The sequence below is a fragment of the Silvimonas iriomotensis genome, assembly GCF_014645535.1.
GTDB classification, from domain to species: domain Bacteria; phylum Pseudomonadota; class Gammaproteobacteria; order Burkholderiales; family Chitinibacteraceae; genus Silvimonas; species Silvimonas iriomotensis.
In genome coordinates, this window is the sequence record NZ_BMLX01000005.1 from 13,478 (window position 1) to 30,662 (window position 17,185).

General features: G+C 57.6%; 11 protein-coding genes. 5 read left to right on the forward strand and 6 right to left on the reverse strand.

Going from position 1 to position 17,185, the window contains the following annotated elements; all coding sequences use genetic code 11:
• Window positions 1-130 precede the first annotated feature (130 nt).
• The 6 genes from IEX57_RS15955 to edd form a co-directional block, all read right to left on the reverse strand.
• Window positions 131-1,375: an ABC transporter substrate-binding protein gene (locus IEX57_RS15955; protein ID WP_188705391.1), complete on the reverse strand. Its 1,245-nt coding sequence runs from the start codon at window positions 1,373-1,375 to the stop codon at window positions 131-133.
• 384 nt (window positions 1,376-1,759) lie between these two features.
• A complete protein-coding gene (locus tag IEX57_RS15960; protein ID WP_188705393.1) occupies window positions 1,760-2,845 on the reverse strand; it encodes a porin in 1,086 nt (361 codons plus the stop codon).
• 311 nt (window positions 2,846-3,156) lie between these two features.
• A complete protein-coding gene (locus IEX57_RS15965) occupies window positions 3,157-4,242 on the reverse strand; it encodes a porin (RefSeq protein ID WP_188705395.1) in 1,086 nt (361 codons plus the stop codon).
• Between the two features lie 686 nt (window positions 4,243-4,928).
• Entirely contained in the window at window positions 4,929-5,927 is a 999-nt protein-coding gene (gene gapA, locus IEX57_RS15970; protein ID WP_188705397.1) for a glyceraldehyde-3-phosphate dehydrogenase, read from the reverse strand.
• A gap of 251 nt (window positions 5,928-6,178) precedes the next feature.
• Window positions 6,179-6,802: a bifunctional 4-hydroxy-2-oxoglutarate aldolase/2-dehydro-3-deoxy-phosphogluconate aldolase gene (locus tag IEX57_RS15975; protein WP_184102194.1), complete on the reverse strand. Its 624-nt coding sequence runs from the start codon at window positions 6,800-6,802 to the stop codon at window positions 6,179-6,181.
• A gap of 126 nt (window positions 6,803-6,928) precedes the next feature.
• The gene (edd, locus tag IEX57_RS15980) at window positions 6,929-8,764 is read right to left on the reverse strand and encodes a phosphogluconate dehydratase (protein WP_188705399.1); all 1,836 of its coding nucleotides are present in this window, start codon (window positions 8,762-8,764) and stop codon (window positions 6,929-6,931) included.
• A gap of 513 nt (window positions 8,765-9,277) precedes the next feature.
• On the opposite strand from edd, the gene zwf reads away from it, so the two are divergent.
• The 5 genes from zwf to aceE all read left to right on the forward strand — a co-directional run bounded on the left by zwf (window position 9,278) and on the right by aceE (window position 17,173).
• Entirely contained in the window at window positions 9,278-10,729 is a 1,452-nt protein-coding gene (zwf, locus tag IEX57_RS15985; RefSeq protein WP_188705401.1) for a glucose-6-phosphate dehydrogenase, read from the forward strand.
• Between the two features lie 134 nt (window positions 10,730-10,863).
• The gene (pgl, locus tag IEX57_RS15990; RefSeq protein ID WP_188705403.1) at window positions 10,864-11,562 is read left to right on the forward strand and encodes a 6-phosphogluconolactonase; all 699 of its coding nucleotides are present in this window, start codon (window positions 10,864-10,866) and stop codon (window positions 11,560-11,562) included.
• A gap of 110 nt (window positions 11,563-11,672) precedes the next feature.
• The gene (gene hexR / locus IEX57_RS15995; protein WP_184102198.1) at window positions 11,673-12,518 is read left to right on the forward strand and encodes a transcriptional regulator HexR; all 846 of its coding nucleotides are present in this window, start codon (window positions 11,673-11,675) and stop codon (window positions 12,516-12,518) included.
• A 173-nt stretch (window positions 12,519-12,691) separates the two neighbouring features.
• Entirely contained in the window at window positions 12,692-14,338 is a 1,647-nt protein-coding gene (pgi, locus tag IEX57_RS16000; protein ID WP_188705405.1) for a glucose-6-phosphate isomerase, read from the forward strand.
• Between the two features lie 174 nt (window positions 14,339-14,512).
• Window positions 14,513-17,173, forward strand: a complete 2,661-nt coding sequence (gene aceE / locus IEX57_RS16005) for a pyruvate dehydrogenase (acetyl-transferring), homodimeric type (RefSeq protein ID WP_188705406.1) — start codon at window positions 14,513-14,515, stop codon at window positions 17,171-17,173.
• The last annotated feature ends 12 nt before the right edge of the window (window positions 17,174-17,185 follow it).

Below are 17,185 nucleotides of genomic sequence, written 5' to 3' on the forward strand. Positions count from 1 at the left end.
AGGGGGGTAAAACAGGTGAAGCCCCCTCCCCTCCGGGGCCGGAGAGGAAGGGTTACAACAGATACAACCAGGTACTACCGAATATGCTGATTAACCAGGCAAACCGGCTCTTGCGAACCGGTATTGCAACTTAGTTAACCTTGGCAGCAGCAGCCAGCTTGGCAGCGGCTTGCTGAGCGGTCATGTTGTCGTCGTTCCAGAATTGGGAAATAACGTCATACATGGCGCCTTGGGTAGCCGAGTGCATGGCCATACCGTGAGCGAAGGACGGAACCAGCGTGCCAGCCTTGTTGTCGGCTTCGAAGTCCTTGGCCGATTGCTTGCCGCAATCGTCAAACTTGGACATGTCGGCGCCCAGACGAACCGGGATGGAACCCTTGTTCAGGTTGAACACTTGCTGGAATTCCGGCGAAACGATGGTTTCGGCCAGATCGTTCTGACCCTTCACTGCATCGGCGTTCTTCAGCTTGAAGAAAATGAAGCTGTCGATGTTGAAGGTGTAGGACTTGGCAGTGCCCGGAGTCGGAGCGCAAACGAAGTCTTTGCCCGGAACCTTGCCAGCAGCCAGGAATTCACCCTTGGCCCAGTCACCCATGAACTGCATACCAGCCTTGCCATTGATAACCATGGCAGTAGCCAGGTTCCAGTCGCGGCCAGCGGCGTTCTTGTCGGTGTACGGCTTGATCTTCTTGTAGGTTTCCAGAGCCTTGACCATGGTCGGGCTCTTCAGCGTGGTTTGATCCAGATCCACGAAGGCCTTCTTGAAGAACGGTGCGCCACCAACACCCAGAACCACATCTTCAAACACGGTAGCGTCTTGCCACGGTTGACCACCGTAAGCTACCGGCTGAATGCCAGCTTTTTGCAGGGCATCAGCAGTCTTGAAGAATTCGTCCCATGTTGTCGGAACCTTGGCATTGGCCTTCTTCAGCAGATCCGGGTTGATCCACAGCCAGTTCACGCGGTGAACGTTAACCGGAGCAGCAACGTAGTGACCTTGATACTTCATCACGTTTTGCACAACCGGCGGCAGAATCTTGTTCCAGCCGTTCTTGTTGGCAACATCATCGATGTTGGCCAGAACGCCTTGATCGCCCCACTCTTGAATAGCCGGGCCCTTCACTTGAGCTGCTGCCGGCGGGTTACCCGACACCACGCGCGTCTTCAGCGCGGTCATGGCGTTGTCACCTGCACCACCAGCAACTGCAAAATCCTTCCACTTGTCGCCCTTGGCTTCGAGCATCTTCTTCAGCTCGCCAGCGGCCTTTGCTTCACCGCCGGATGTCCACCAGTGCAGCACTTCCACCTCAGCCGCATTGGCAGCGCAAGCAACGGACAGAGCCGCTGCGCAGAGCGTCATACGCAAAGTTTTCATTTTCTTCGGTCTCCTAGGCTACGGGCAGCCCCATGGCAACCCGCGTAGAGGAATTTATTGGGGGGATGGTTTGACCGAAATCAGGTGAACTCCTGACCAGGGCAGATATGTAGGGCAATCACCTTAGTTTTTCGCTTAAAACCGCGCGAATACTGGCTTTTCACCCATTTTGCGATGCGCAAATGAAACAGTTTGCGCAACCCTTCCTGGCAGAAAGCTCAACCCCGTTTGGCGAATTTCATCATCCCGAAAAAACGACGGATTGATACCGGTTTTACCAGCGAGTGCTATCGTGCCTGGAAAATTTGATATATCAAATATCCAGAACAAAAAAAGGGCGACCTAAGTCGCCCTTTTTATCTGCACCAAGCAAGTCAGACTGGATTAGAAACCGGTCCAGGTACCGACCAGAACACGAGCACCATTGTCGGTGCCGCTGCTGGCTACGCCGTCCAGTTGCCAAGTCTCAGCATTGTACGGACGAACATCGGCATCCTTGAACTTCATGTAGCGAGCTTGCACGAAGGCGTTGGTGTTTTTGGACAGGCTATAGGTGTACTGGCCAAAGAACTGGTTGGCATTGTGATCATTGTCCTTGTTGCCATTGACCTTGCTGTTGACGATGTTCTGCCAGCCCAGCCCCAACGAGCTCTTTTTGTTGAACGCGTATGCACCAGCCAGCAAGAACTGGTCGTTTTCAACCTTTTCCGCAAATTGCCATTTATTGTGCTTGTAGCCGCCGCGGAGGGTGACACCATTGCCCATGTCCCAGTTAGCCTGGGCAAAGTAGAACTCTTGCTTGTTATCGGTGCTGGTAGCACTCGGCGTAAATGCGTCGTCCTGATTCACAGCGTCAAGACCCTTTTGCTGCTGATAGCCACCTGCGACATCCAGGCCATAGCCCTTGTAGGTGGCAATCGCATCAACAGCCCAGGTCTGGCCAGACGGGTTTTTCTTCCCTAGGTCATACGCAACCTGAGCACCAAAGCCGTTGAAATCAGGCGTTGCGTAAGCGACAGCTTCCTTGAACCACACGGCGTTGGCACCGTAGTCTTCCCACAGATTGCCTGCGCCCCACTGGAACTGGTCAAGCGCCAGATACGACGGTGCAAACACGCGACCAGCACGGAACGTACCCCAGTCGCCAACGATGCCGATATAGGCTTCGCGGGAGCCCCACTCAGCGGTGTCCGGCGTAGCTACTTTTTGCGACACACGCCAGATCAGCTTGTTACCGCTGTCGAGTTTATCGACGCCGTCAAAGTTCAGGATCAGGTCGATTTCGTTACCAAAAGCGCCACTCCCGCCATCCTTGAGCATCGTATCTGCGTTGCGGGCGCTAGCAGCAGAATCCTGATGGGTACGATAGAACAGATCCATTTCTGCGGAGCCGCTGATCGTAACGTCAGCCATGGCCGGGGCAGCAAATGCGGCAGTTACCGCAGCAGCAATCAGAGCACGATAGAACATTGTTTTCTCCTGTAAATCGGCTGTAAAAAGGGACGCAAATCAGCCAGGCGCTTTTTGTTGCAGCACGTTGTTGGCTTGCTGATTGGCCCGCAGATTAAGGGCTGCCGTTTTGCAGGAACAATGCGAAAAAAAACCGGACAACTCGTCGTTGCCGGTTTGAAAATTAAAAAATAACCAAACAAAATCAGTACATTAAAAAGACATTCTCAAAAATGCAATTTGGGACCACTGATTAAAGTACAACAAAAGCAAATAAAAAAAGGGCGACTTGCGTCGCCCTTTTTCAAGCTTTGAATCGGGAAATATCCAGATTAGAAGCCAGTCCAGGTACCGATCAGGAATTCGGTAGCGTTGTCCTTGCTGGAAGCCATGCCCAGGTTTTGCCAGGTCAGACCAGCCGGAACCTTGCCTTCGTCGTTCAGCTTCAGGTAGCGGATACGAGCGTAGGTTTCAGTTTGCTTGGACAGTTGATAGTGCAGCGCAACGTTGAACTGGTTAGCCTTGTTGTCGTTGCTGTCTTTGATTTCGGTGTCACCAACATGCAGACCCAGGCGATCGTTGAATTGGTACTTGATCAGGCCGTGGTACAGATCGGTGTGAACATCAACAGCACCGGAAGTCGCGCCATCAAACTTTTGACGGGTGTAGTCAAAAGACAGAGTCAGCGGACCGAACGGGTAACGGATACCAGTGAACAGAACGGAGTCAGTACCGTCCGGGTTCTTGGATTGACCCGGGTAGGTGATTGCGCCAGTGGTCGGATCAGTGGTCTTCACGCCGTCGTCACCGCGGATGGCCAGGTAGGACAGGTCGAAGTGACCGCCGGTACCGAAGTCAACGCCGCCGCCAACTTCATAGCTTTGGCTGTGGTTGCCGCTGGAGTAGCCGCTCGGCAGAGCATAGGAAGCGACCAGGGTAGCCGGGCCGAAAGTGATGCTGCCTTGAACTGCGTTGTCCCAGAAGGCTTGACCGCTGATACCGTAGTCTTCACCAACGTTACCCGAACCGTCGGTCAGGTACGGCCAGTCGTGACGCAGGTATTGGTCCATGAACACGCGGCCGCCCTTGACGGACCAGCTGTCACCCGCAACACCGATGAAGGCTTCACGACCGCCCCACTTTTGTTGACCCAGGGAGTAGATACCGCCGCCCGGCTTTTGCGACACGCGCCAGATGGTGGACAGACCGTTGTCCCACTTGTCCTTGCCATCAAACGAAATCATCAGATCGCTTTCAACACCGTAGCGAGCGGTATCGCCATTGCCGCCGGTCGTTGCGTTGTTGGTACGAGCGATCAAATCCATTTCGGCGTAACCGCTGATGGTTACATCCGCAAATGCCACCGGGGCAGCAACAGCAGCAGTAACCGCAGCAGCAATCAGAGCACGCTTAAACATTTATAGGTCTCCTAGTTTGGAAGTTGGTTTTTCACCAGCTTGAGTAACAGCGAGGCACCGGCACGAACGATGACGTGAACCTTGCTTCGGGGAAAGCATAAGTGAATTTATTTATGCGACGCAAACCGTATCCGCCCGCATTCTAGGAATTGTCTTATAAGTACAACAATTGAGCTGGCACGCCAGGCATGCATACCAGTCAGGCCCAATACCACCCCTTTTGCATTCCTTGACGAAAGACAAACAAAGCATTGATAAGAAAAGAATTATCTATAGATTTATGACATTCGGAAGCGGCGTCCATGCAGACCACTTGAGCCCCCTTCAATGCTTACAGCACCTTTTCAGACCATTAAAACCATGTTGTTGTCATGCCACAAGCACCCCCACCAAAGCCGGGCAGACACCGATACATACCGGCGACAGGCCGTACTCCAGGGACTGCCTCAAGACGGAGGCGTATCCGGCTGAGATACCGTAGGTGCAATCAAGGAAAGGCTAAGGGAGAGGCAGAAACCGCTGCCAGAGCGCGCGCTGGCAAGGTGGGCCAGGGGCGATGCCGCCCCGGGATCATGGCGAGGGAGAGGTGCTTTATATATATATCCACCCGCCCGCTGTGCGACGGATACAAAAACAAAAAGGCGACCTTCCGGTCGCCTTTTTGATCATGCCATAACGCTGCCAGATTACTTGGCGGAGATATGGGCAATCAGGTCCAGCACTTTGTGGGAGTAGCCGGTTTCGTTGTCGTACCAGGCTACCAGCTTCACGAAGTTGTCGTTCAGCGAAATACCTGCCTTGGCATCGAACACGGAGGTGCAGGTTTCGCCGTTGAAGTCGGTGGAGACCACGTCGTCTTCGGTGTAGCCCACAACGCCCTTCAGTTCGCCAATAGCGGCAGCCTTCATGACGGCGCAGATTTCCTTGTAGGTTGCCGGCTTGGCCAGACGTGCAGTCAGGTCAACCACGGACACGTTCGGCGTCGGAACGCGGAACGACATACCGGTGATCTTGCCATTCAGTTCCGGAATCACCTTGCCCACGGCCTTGGCAGCGCCGGTGGACGACGGGATGATGTTCTGCGAAGCACCGCGGCCGCCGCGCCAGTCTTTGTGGGACGGGCCATCCACAGTCTTCTGGGTTGCCGTCGTGGCGTGCACGGTGGTCATCAGGGCTTCAACGATACCGAAGTTGTCGTTGATCACCTTGGCCAGCGGAGCCAGACAGTTGGTGGTGCAAGATGCGTTGGAAACGATCTCTTGACCCGCGTAGGACTTGTGGTTCACGCCCATCACGAACATCGGGGTGTCATCTTTGGACGGGCCGGTCATCACGACCTTTTTGGCACCAGCCTGGATGTGCTTGCGAGCGGTTTCGTCGGTCAGGAACAGGCCGGTTGCTTCAGCAACGACTTCAACACCGACTTCATTCCACTTCAGGTTTGCCGGATCTTTTTCGGCGGTCACGCGGATGGTTTTGCCATTGACGACCAGGTGGCCATCCTTGACTTCCACGGTGCCATTGAAGCGGCCGTGGGTGGAATCGTACTTCAGCATGTAAGCCATGTACTCGGCATCCAGCAGATCGTTGATTGCCACGATCTCGATGTCGGAACGTTCCTGTGCTGCACGGAAAGCGATGCGCCCGATACGGCCAAAGCCGTTGATACCTACTTTGATAGTCATATATTCCACCAACTATTTGATTTGTTAATAAAACAAACAGGTTGGGCACCAGTCCGAACCGGTTTGCCCAACCTGCCCTGCCAGGAATTCTTGCGTCATATGTATAGGCCATGACCGTAAATACAACCGCAGGTTGCATAGACAGCCACAATTACCGGCTCAATATAGTCGCAAGTGTATGACAGTTACACGCAGACGGCACAACGCCGGATCAAGGACCCGGCACGGTGCCGCTCATTGCCCTGAATGGCTTACTTGCGAAACGCAGCGGCTTCGCGTGCCAGCGCGGTGATCGCATCCCAGTCGCCAGCGGCCACTTTGTCTTTCGGGGCCAGCCAGGAGCCGCCCACGCAGCCCACATTAGGCAGGGCCAGCAGCTTGGGTGCGCTTTCCGGCGTCACGCCGCCAGTAGGACAGAACAGGGCTTGCGGCAGCGGGCTGCCCAGCGCCTTGAGCATGCCGTAAGAGCCTGCTTGCTCGGCCGGGAACAGCTTGAGCGCGTCAAAGCCCATTTCCAGCGCGGCGATGGCTTCTGACGGGGTCATCACGCCTGGCAGCAGCGGAATATCTGCAGCGCGGGCAGCGGCGGCCAGCGTTTCGGTCAGACCCGGGGTCACGGCGAATTTGGCGCCAGCGCTCTTGGCCTGGGCAAATTGCTCCGGACGAACAACGGTACCGACACCCACGATCGCGTCGGGCACTGCCTCGGCGATCAGGCGGATGGATTCGAGTGCGGCTTCGGTGCGCAGTGTCACCTCCAGCACCCGGATACCACCTGCGACCAGCGCTTTGGCCAGCGGCACAGCGTGTTCGGTCTTTTCGATAATCAGCACCGGCATCACCGGGCAGGAACGCATGATTTCACGAATTTGCATGATCCTGACTTTCTTATAAGTGTTGCTTGTTTAAGCACCTTAATGCGCAGCTGCCATTCCCGAAAAACCGGCACGACGGGATGAAGCCCGGCGGTTGCGCCCCCGACTACCCTGACCTGGTGACTTTTAGTGAGCCAGCCCCAGTGAGAGGGCACCCTCTTCCGCGCCGGTGGCAGCCTGACGGAAAGAAGCAAACAGTTCACGCCCCATACCATGCTGGTGGGCGGAGAGATCAGCCTCGGCACGCTCACGCGCGGCCCAGACTTGCGAATCAACCTTGGCCTGCAATACGCCGGCCTCTGCATCCAGACGAATGATGTCGCCATCACGCAGTTTGGAGAGCGGACCACCTGCCAGCGCTTCCGGCGTGATGTGGATGGCGGACGGCACCTTGCCCGACGCGCCAGACATACGGCCATCGGTCACCAATGCCACCTTGAACCCACGGTCTTGCAATACACCCAGCACCGGGGTCAGCTTGTGCAGTTCCGGCATGCCGATCGCGCGCGGGCCCTGGAAGCGCAGCACGATGATGACGTCTTTTTCCATTTCGCCGCGCTGGAACGCTTCCAGCACTTCATCCTGGTCATGAAACACCATGGCTGGCGCCTCAACCAGCCGATGTTCCGGCTTGACGGCAGAAATCTTGATCACCGAACGGCCCAGATTGCCATCGAGCAAACGCAGGCCACCATCCACGCTGAACGGTTTTTCAATACGGCGCAGTACGGTTTCATCGCCCGACTCGATCTCGGCATCGCGCCAGACCAGTTCACCATCAATCAGGAACGGCTCTTTGGCGTAACGGCTCAAACCAAAGCCCATAATGGTGTGGACGTCTTCGTGCAGGAAACCGCCCTTGATCAGTTCACGAGTCAGGAACGGCATGCCGCCTGCAGCGTGGAACTGGTTCACGTCCGACGTACCGTTGGGGTAGATCTTGGCAATCAGCGGCACCACGGCGGAGAGATCATCAAAATCACTCCAGTCGATGATGATGCCGGCGGCCCGGGCCGCAGCGGTCAGGTGCATGGTGTGGTTGGTCGAACCACCCGTGGCCAGCAGGCCGACGATACCGTTGACGATGACTTTCTCGTCAATCATGCGGCCGACCGGAATGTATTCATCACCCACGTTGGTAATTTGCGCAGCACGGCGGCCGGCGGCGGCGGTCAGCGCATCACGCAGCGGAGTGTTGGGGTGCACAAACGCGGCGCCAGGCAGATGCAGACCCATGATTTCCATCAACATCTGGTTAGAGTTGGCAGTACCGTAGAACGTGCAGGTGCCCGCGCCGTGATAAGACTGTTCTTCAGAGCTCAAAAGCGCCGTACGGTCACACTTGCCTTCGGCAAACAACTGGCGGACTTTGGCCTTTTCGCTGTTGGCAATCCCGGATGTCATGGGGCCGGCCGGCACAAACACGGCGGGCAGATGACCAAATTGCAGCACCCCGATCAACAGGCCTGGCACAATCTTGTCACAAACACCCAGCAAAGTGACGGCATCAAAGACGTTGTGCGACAGCGCTACTGCGGTCGACATGGCAATCACGTCGCGGCTGAACAGCGACAACTCCATGCCGGGCTGGCCCTGCGTCACGCCATCACACATGGCCGGCGTACCGCCCGCAAACTGTGCGGTCGCACCAGCTTCGAGCGCGGCTTTCTTGATGAGGGCGGGATAGGTTTCGAGCGGCTGATGGGCGGACAACATGTCGTTATAAGACGACACAATGGCCACGTTGGGGCGGCGCATTTCGCGCAGCATGATCTTGTCTTTTTCCGGAGAGGCGGCCCAGGCGTGTGCCAGGTTGGTACAGGCCAGACCCTTGCGGAGAGGTTCTTTGCTGGCGGCAGCTTCCAGACGGGCCAGATAACGCTCGCGGGACTCGCGGCTACGTTCAACAATACGCCGTGTTACTTCGGCGAGCCGAGGGTGCACTGAACTGACAGCTGGCATTGCAGGACTCCGGAAATGGGGAACGCCATGGACCAGGATCAAGTTGCAATCCAGGCCGGGACTGAAATAGTTGCCGAGGCGTAGTTTTACTACAATCACCCTTCAGCGGCAACCGCCAATATGACACAAATTGGTGCTGCTGCACCGCAGCATAAGCTAGTTCAGCCGCGCCCTTACCCCCTTGACATGACGGGATTTCAGGACTTCCTGGCGGGTCTTGAGATACCGTTTGCGTGGCCCTTTGGGCGTGTAGTAAGATTACAAAGCATTTCCTATGGCCGCGTTGGTAATTTTCAGCATAGATGAACAGAACGCGCCCCGGAAAGTCGCAATTAACGGCAGCATGAATCAGCTTTGGTGCAACGGTTTGCCGACATCAACTGAGCATGGCTGCCGTGTCTGTTTCGCCGTGCCAGGCGCACACCAAGGATTCTGTTTCAGAAAACAGCTTTGTCTGTTTACAGCAACGGGAGGCCTTCATGCCTTCCGCATAAAAGGAAAGGAACGCCCGATATGACCCCTAATGATGCTTTCGACATGGTGCTGTTCGGCGGCACCGGCGATCTGGTAATGCGCAAGCTGCTGCCGGCCCTGTACCACCAGCACCGTGACGGCAATCTGCCCAAGAATGGCCGCATTATCTGTCTGGGCCGCAGCGCCGCAGATACCGCCGCTTACCTCGACAAGGCACATGGCCTGGCCAAGGGTTACCTGGGTAGCGATTACGAAGCCAAGGTCTGGGACGAATTCGCCAGCCGCATCCACTTCCTGCGCGTGGATGCCAACAATGCCGACGACTACAAACTGCTGGCCGATACGCTGAACCAGGAACAGGGTCGTTCGCGCGTGTTCTATCTGTCTACCGCGCCTGACCTCTTCGCCGGTATTTCCGAGAACCTGGCCAAGGTTGACCTGAACAAGGGCAACTCCCGCGTGGTGCTGGAAAAGCCGCTGGGCCACGATCTGGAATCGTCCAACGAGATCAACGACGCCGTCGCCCGCTTCTTTACCGAACAACAGATTTACCGTATTGACCACTATCTGGGCAAAGAGCCGGTGCTGAACCTGATCGCACTGCGCTTTGCCAACACGCTGCTTGAACCGCTGTGGCGCCGTGAGTGGATCCGTGACGTCCAGATCACCGTGACCGAACAAGTGGGCGTAGAAACCCGCGCCGACTTCTATGACAAGACCGGCGCCCTGCGCGACATGATCCAGAACCACCTGGTGCAATTGCTGACCATCGTGGCCATGGAACCGCCGGCCTCCATGGATGGCGATGCCGTTCGTGATGAAAAACTGAAGGTACTGCGCGCGCTCAAGCCGCTGTCGCCGGAAGATGTACACACCAAGGTCGTTCGCGGTCAGTACCGCGCTGGCGCCATCAATGGCAAGCCGGTGCCGGGCTACCAGGAAGAGCCGGGCGTACCGGCAGGTTCCAACTGCGAAACCTTTGTGGCCCTGAAGGCTGAAATCCAGACCTGGCGTTGGGCTGGCGTGCCATTCTTCCTGCGTACCGGCAAGCGTCTGCAAGATCGTCTGGCGGAAATCGTCATCAACTTCCGCGAAACCCCGACCGCCATCTTCGGCCGTACCCATACCCCGAACCGTCTGGTGATCCGTCTGCAACCGGATGAATCCGTCCGCCTGTACCTGCTGGCCAAAGAGCCGGGCAACCAGGTGCGTCTGCGTCCGGTTCACCTGGATCTGGACTTCAAGGAAACCTTCAAGACCCGTTCGCCGGAAGCCTACGAGCGTCTGCTCATGGACGTGATCCGCGGCGATCTGTCGCTGTTCGTGCGTCGTGATGAACAACGTGCCGCATGGCGTTGGGTTGAGCCGATTCTGGATTCCTGGGAAAACAGTTCCGAAGCGCCCAAGCCGTACAACGCAGGTAGCTGGGGCCCGGCCGCTGCGTCCGCCCTGCTTTCGCGTGATGGCGTAGCCTGGCACGAAGAGTCGTAATTCGCGGTCTGTTCACCGCATAGCCGGTAACCGGGTTCACGCCCGGTTACCGGTTGCCGTATCTGGCAGCATGATTTTGTGCAGTGCAACGTATGTGCGTTGTCTGCCCACCAGCAATAAACAAAGGAACAACAATGTCCCTGCAGTGGCATGAATTCGCCAGCAAAGATGAACTGGATCAAGGCCTCGCCGCCGATATCGCCAAGGCGCTGAACGCCGCGATCGCTGCGCGTGGCAAGGCATCGCTGGCTGTGTCCGGCGGCCGCACCCCGGCTGGCATGTTCAAGGCGTTGAGTGAATCCGCCGTGGACTTCAGCAAGGTCTGGATTACCCTCGTCGATGAACGCTGGGTGCCGGTTGATCACGCTGACAGCAACGAGCGCACCGTGCGCCAGAACCTGTTGCAAGGCAACGCCGCTGCTGCCCATTTCGTCTCTCCGGTTTCTTCTGCGGCCACCCCGCACGAAGGCCAGGCCGAGATCGAAGCCCGTTTTGCCGCCCTGCCCGCGCCGTTTGACGTGCTGATCCTGGGCATGGGTGATGATGGCCATACGGCCTCGCTGTTCCCGGATGCTGCAGAACTGGAAGCCGCTTGCGCGTCGACCGATCTGGTCGCTGCGGTGACGCCGCCGGTTGCGCCGCACAAGCGCATCACGCTGACGCTGCCGACCATTGCCAAAGCGCGTGAAGTGATCGTCCACATCACCGGCGAAGGCAAGAAAACCCTGTTGCAAACCGCCCTGACACAAGACAAACCCGTCACGGCACAGTACCCGATCCGCCGCGTGCTGGATGCAGTAACCGGCCAGAAACTGGTTTACTGGACGGCCTGACCGGCCATTTTCCGATATGGGGCCTGTAACAGGGCCCCGTATCCATAATCGGCAGTGGTGTTACCCAAAAGGCAGCCCATGGCCCTACAAAGAGATGGAGTGAGACGCCTATGCTCGAACGCATCAAAACGATGATCGACAGCTTGTCCCGGTCGGAACGCAAAGTAGCCGAACTGGTGCTGGCCCAACCCAATCTGGTGGCGAATGCGCCGATCGCGCAAATTGCGGACCTCGCGGACGTATCGCAACCCACGGTCATCCGTTTTTGCCGTTCGCTCAACTGCTCGGGTCTGCAGGATTTCAAACTGCGCCTGACCCGCAGCCTGGTGTCCGGCGTGCCGTATGTGCACTCCATGGTGTCGGCAGACGACTCGGCGCACGATCTGGCCAAGAAGCTGTTCGACAACAACATCTCGCACCTGTTGCGTTGCCGTAACGAACTCGATACCGAAGCGCTGGAAAAAGCCATCAAGGTGCTCTCCAACACGCACAAGATCGAAGTCTGGGGCCAGGGCCAGTCTGGCGCTGTGGCCATTGACGCGCAGAACAAATTCTTCCGCCTCGGTGTTCCGACCGTGGCGTATACCGATCCGCACATGCACGGCATGAGCGCGTCCATGCTCAAGCCGGGCGATGCCGTTGTGGCGGTGTCCAACTCGGGCCGTACGCTGGACATGATCCGCTCGGTCGAGATCGCCCGCGACGCCGGCGCTGATGTCATCGGCATCACCCATTCGAAGTCGCCACTGGCAAAACGCTGCTCTCTTTGCCTTTATGCCGACACAATGGAAGATCCTGACCTATACACTCCTATGATCACGCGCATTGTTCACCTCGTGATCATCGACGTGCTGGCTGTCGGCGTTGCGCTCAAGCGCGGTCCGGAGCTGATCGACCAGCTGGAAAAGATGAAGCGCAACATGAAAGAAAAGCGTGTGCGCGGCCACGATCACTGATGCATGAACCTGCTGCGGCAACCGGTGTGCCAACCGGCTGCGGCGGTCACAGAATCGACTCTTGCAGTACTAGTCGTACCCACTAGCGCCTAGCGTGTAAAACAGGTCTTCAAACCAGAGTCCGCCACCCTCAAGGCAAGCGGACGTGAAGCCACAGGAAGAAAGGAAATACGATGTCCAAGCTGACCAGCTCGCCCGCCTGGCTTGCCCTTGCGGAACATTTCAAAGAAGTCTCGCCGCTGCACATGCGTGACTTGTTTGCCAACGATCCCCAGCGTTTCGAGAAGTTCTCGCTGGAATCGGGTGGTCTGTTTTTCGATTACTCCAAGAACCGCGTCACTGAAAAAACGATGTCGCTGTTGCTGAACCTGGCGCGTGAGTCCGGTCTGCAAAAGCGGATCGAGCGCATGTTCTCTGGCGAAAAGATCAACGTCACCGAAGATCGCGCCGTGCTGCACATTGCCCTGCGCAATCTCGACAAGAACCCGATCATGGTCGACGGCGAAGACGTCATGCCCAAGGTCAACGCGGTCAAGGAGAAGATGTTCAAGTTCTCCGACGAGATCCGTTCTGGCGAGCGCGTCGGCTACACCGGCAAGGCGTTCACCGACATCGTGAACATCGGTATTGGCGGCTCTGATCTGGGCCCGGTCATGGTCTGTAATGCGCTGAAAGACTTCGGTCACCAGCGTCTGACCATGCACTTTGTGTCGACCGTTGACGGCGACCAGGTGGTGTCCACGCTCAAGAAGCTGAATCCGGAAACCACCCTCTTCATCATCGCGTCCAAGACGTTCACCACGCAGGAAACCATTACCAACGCCCGCACTGCGCGCAAGTGGTTCCTGGATCGCGTCGGTAACGAAGCCCACATCGCCAAGCACTTTGTGGCGGTGTCGACCAACGCCAAGTCGGTTGCCGAATTCGGCATCGACACCGACAACATGTTCGAGTTCTGGGACTGGGTTGGCGGTCGTTACAGCCTGTGGTCGGCCATTGGTCTGCCCATTGCCATTTACCTGGGCAAGCACGATTACCAGGATTTGCTGCATGGTGCCTACACCATGGACGAGCACTTCAAGAACAAGCCGCTCGAACAGAACCTGCCGGTGATCATGGGCATGCTGGGCGTGTGGTACATCAACTTCTTTGGCGCCGCCACACACCTGATTTCGCCATACAACCAGTCGCTGCACCGCTTCCCGGCGTACCTGCAACAACTGGACATGGAATCGAACGGCAAGACGGTAGACCTGGACGGCAACCGCGTTGATTACTCGACCGGCCCGGTAGTGTGGGGCGATGCAGGTATCAATGGCCAGCACGCTTACTACCAGATGCTGCATCAAGGCTCGCAACTGGTGCCGATCGACTTTATCGCGTCGATTGAACACCCGGAAATTCCGGAGCCGCACAGCACCATCCTGATGGCCAACTTCTTTGCGCAGACCGAAGCGTTCATGCGCGGCAAGAACGAAGCCGAAGTGCGCGCCGAACTGACCAAGGCAGGCATCACCGGCGAAGCGCAAGATGCGCTGACCCCGCACAAGATTTTCGAAGGCAACCGCCCGACCAACTCCATCCTGATCCAGCGCCTGACGCCGCGTCGTCTGGGTGCGCTGATCGCGCTCTATGAGCACAAGATCATGGTGCAAGGCACGGTCTGGAACATCAACTCCTACGACCAGTGGGGTGTGGAACTGGGCAAGCAACTGGCCAAAGCCATTGAGGGTGAACTGACCACCCCGGGCCTGACTAGCACCCACGACGCTTCCACCAACGGTCTCATCAACTACTACAAGCGCAATAACCCGCGCTAAGCAGTAGCACGGCGGCACCAGCCCAAGGCCGGTGCCGCTGTATCACCTCCGATTCAAAAGATAACTACACCGCAACGCGGAAATGTGGAATCGCCCGACCATAAGTCAGGCGACGCACCGGACTGGATACGTAAACCCGGGCAGCATTAACTACATCCATCAAAAGGTATGGCAATGGCAGAGCAGATTCATGACCAGGACCCTCAAGAGACCCGTGAGTGGCTGGATGCGCTGGATGGCGTGCTTGAGAACGAAGGTGCCGAACGCGCGCACTATCTTGTAGAAAAACTGATCGGGCACGCCCGTGAAGACGGTGTAAACATCCCCTACACCGCCACCACCGCGTACATCAACACGATCCCGGTTCACCTGGAAGCACGTAGCCCGGGTGACCACACTTATGAAGAGCGCATTCGCTCTTACACCCGCTGGAACGCAGCGGCCATGGTGGTTCGCGCCAACAAGATCAACGGCGATCTGGGCGGCCACATTACCTCTTTCGCTTCTGCAGCCACGTTGTACGACGTGGGCTGGAACCATTTCTGGCATGCCGCCAGCGACAATCACGGTGGTGACCTGGTGTACTTCCAGGGCCACAGCGCGCCTGGCATGTACTCGCGCGCCTTCCTGGAAGGCCGTATTACTGAAGAACAACTGCTGAAGTTCCGTCAGGAAGTGGACGGCGGTGGCCTTTCCAGCTATCCGCACCCCTGGCTGATGCCGAACTTCTGGCAATTCCCGACCGTGTCGATGGGTCTGGGCCCGTTGATGGCCATTTACCAGGCCCGCTTCATGAAGTACCTGGACGACCGCGGCTTCAAGCAGCAAGGCGATCGTAAAGTCTGGTGCTTCTGCGGCGACGGCGAAATGGATGAACCGGAATCGCTGGGTGCGATTTCGCTGGCCGGCCGTGAAAAGCTGGACAACCTGATTTTCGTGATCAACTGCAACTTGCAGCGTCTGGACGGCCCGGTGCGCGGCAACGGCAAGATCATCCAGGAACTGGAAGGCGACTTCCGTGGTTCCGGCTGGAACGTAATCAAGGTGGTCTGGGGTTCGGGCTGGGATGCCCTGCTGGCCAAGGACAAGAAGGGCCTGCTGCAAAAACGCATGATGGAAGTGGTCGATGGCGAGTACCAGACGTACAAGTCCAAAGACGGCGCCTACGTGCGCAAGCACTTCTTCGGCGCGTATCCGGAACTGCTGGACATGGTGTCCAACATGTCCGACGACGACATCTGGCGCCTGACCCGTGGCGGTAATGATCCGCACAAGGTCTATGCCGCCTACAAGGCCGCGTCCGAGCACAAGAACCAGCCGACCCTGTTGCTGGTGAAGACCGTCAAGGGCTACGGCATGGGCGCTGCGGGCGAATCGCAGAACGTGGCGCACCAGACCAAGAAGCTCTCGCCGGATGACCTGTTGCATCTGCGTGACCGTTTCCGCATTCCGCTGTCGGATGAAGAAGCCCGCTCTGCCACCTTCTACAAGCCGGCTGCCGACGCACCGGAACTGAAGTACATGCACGAGCGCCGCAGCGAGCTGGGTGGTTATCTGCCGTCGCGCAACCCGGTCAATGAGTCGCTGGAAGTGCCGGCGCTGGACACCTTCAAGACGCTGCTGGAAAGCTCTGGCGAGCGCGAAATGTCCACCACCATGGCCTTCGTGCGTATCCTCACCGCGCTGGTGAAGGACAAGAACATTGGCAAGCGCGTGGTGCCGATCGTGCCGGACGAATCCCGTACCTTTGGTATGGAAGGCATGTTCCGCCAACTGGGTATCTGGAGCCACGTCGGCCAGCTGTACGAGCCGCAAGATGCTGACCAGCTGATGTTCTACAAGGAATCGACCACCGGCCAGATTCTGCAGGAAGGCATCAACGAAGCCGGCGCCATGGCCGACTGGATTGCCGCGGCCACCGCTTACGCCAACCACGGCGTAACGATGATCCCGTTCTACATCTACTACTCGATGTTCGGCTTCCAGCGTATTGGCGATCTGGCCTGGGCCGCAGGCGACTTGCGCGCACGCGGCTTCCTGGTGGGCGGTACCTCTGGCCGCACCACGCTGAACGGCGAAGGCCTGCAGCACCAGGACGGTCACGGTCACCAGTTTGCCGAGTTCATCCCCAATTGTGTGTCGTACGATCCGACCTTTGCCTATGAACTGGCAGTGATCGTCCAGCACGGCATGAAGCGGATGTATCAGGACCAGGAAAACATCTACTACTACCTATCGGTGATGAACGAGAACTACGCCCACCCGGCCATGCCGGAAGGTGCGGAAGAAGGCATCATCAAGGGTCTGTACAAGTTCCGTCCGGCCGCAGCCCAGGGTGATCTGCACGTTCAGCTGATGGGTTCGGGCACGATCTTCCGCGAAGTCATCGCCGCTGCAGAACTGTTGAAGAACGACTTCGGTGTCGAATCGGACATCTGGTCCGCACCAAGCTTCAACGAACTGCGCCGCGACGGTATGGCCGCAGCCCGCTACAACATGCTGCACCCGACCGAACCGGCCCGCGAAGCCTACGTGACCCGCTGCCTGAAAGATGCCGCTGGCCCGACCATCGTCGCGACCGACTACAAGCGCAGCTACGCCGACCAGATCCGTGAATACGTCCCTGGCCGTTACGTCGTGCTGGGCACCGACGGCTTTGGCCGTTCGGACAGCCGCCAGCAACTGCGCAAGTTCTTCGAAGTGGACCGCTACCACGTCGCCGTTGCCGCACTGAAGGCCCTGGCCGACGAAGGCAAGCTGCCGCTGACCAAGGTAGCCGAAGCGATCGCCAAGTACGGCATCGAAGTGGATCGTCCGGCGCCCTGGACGGTGTAAATGCGTGAGGCG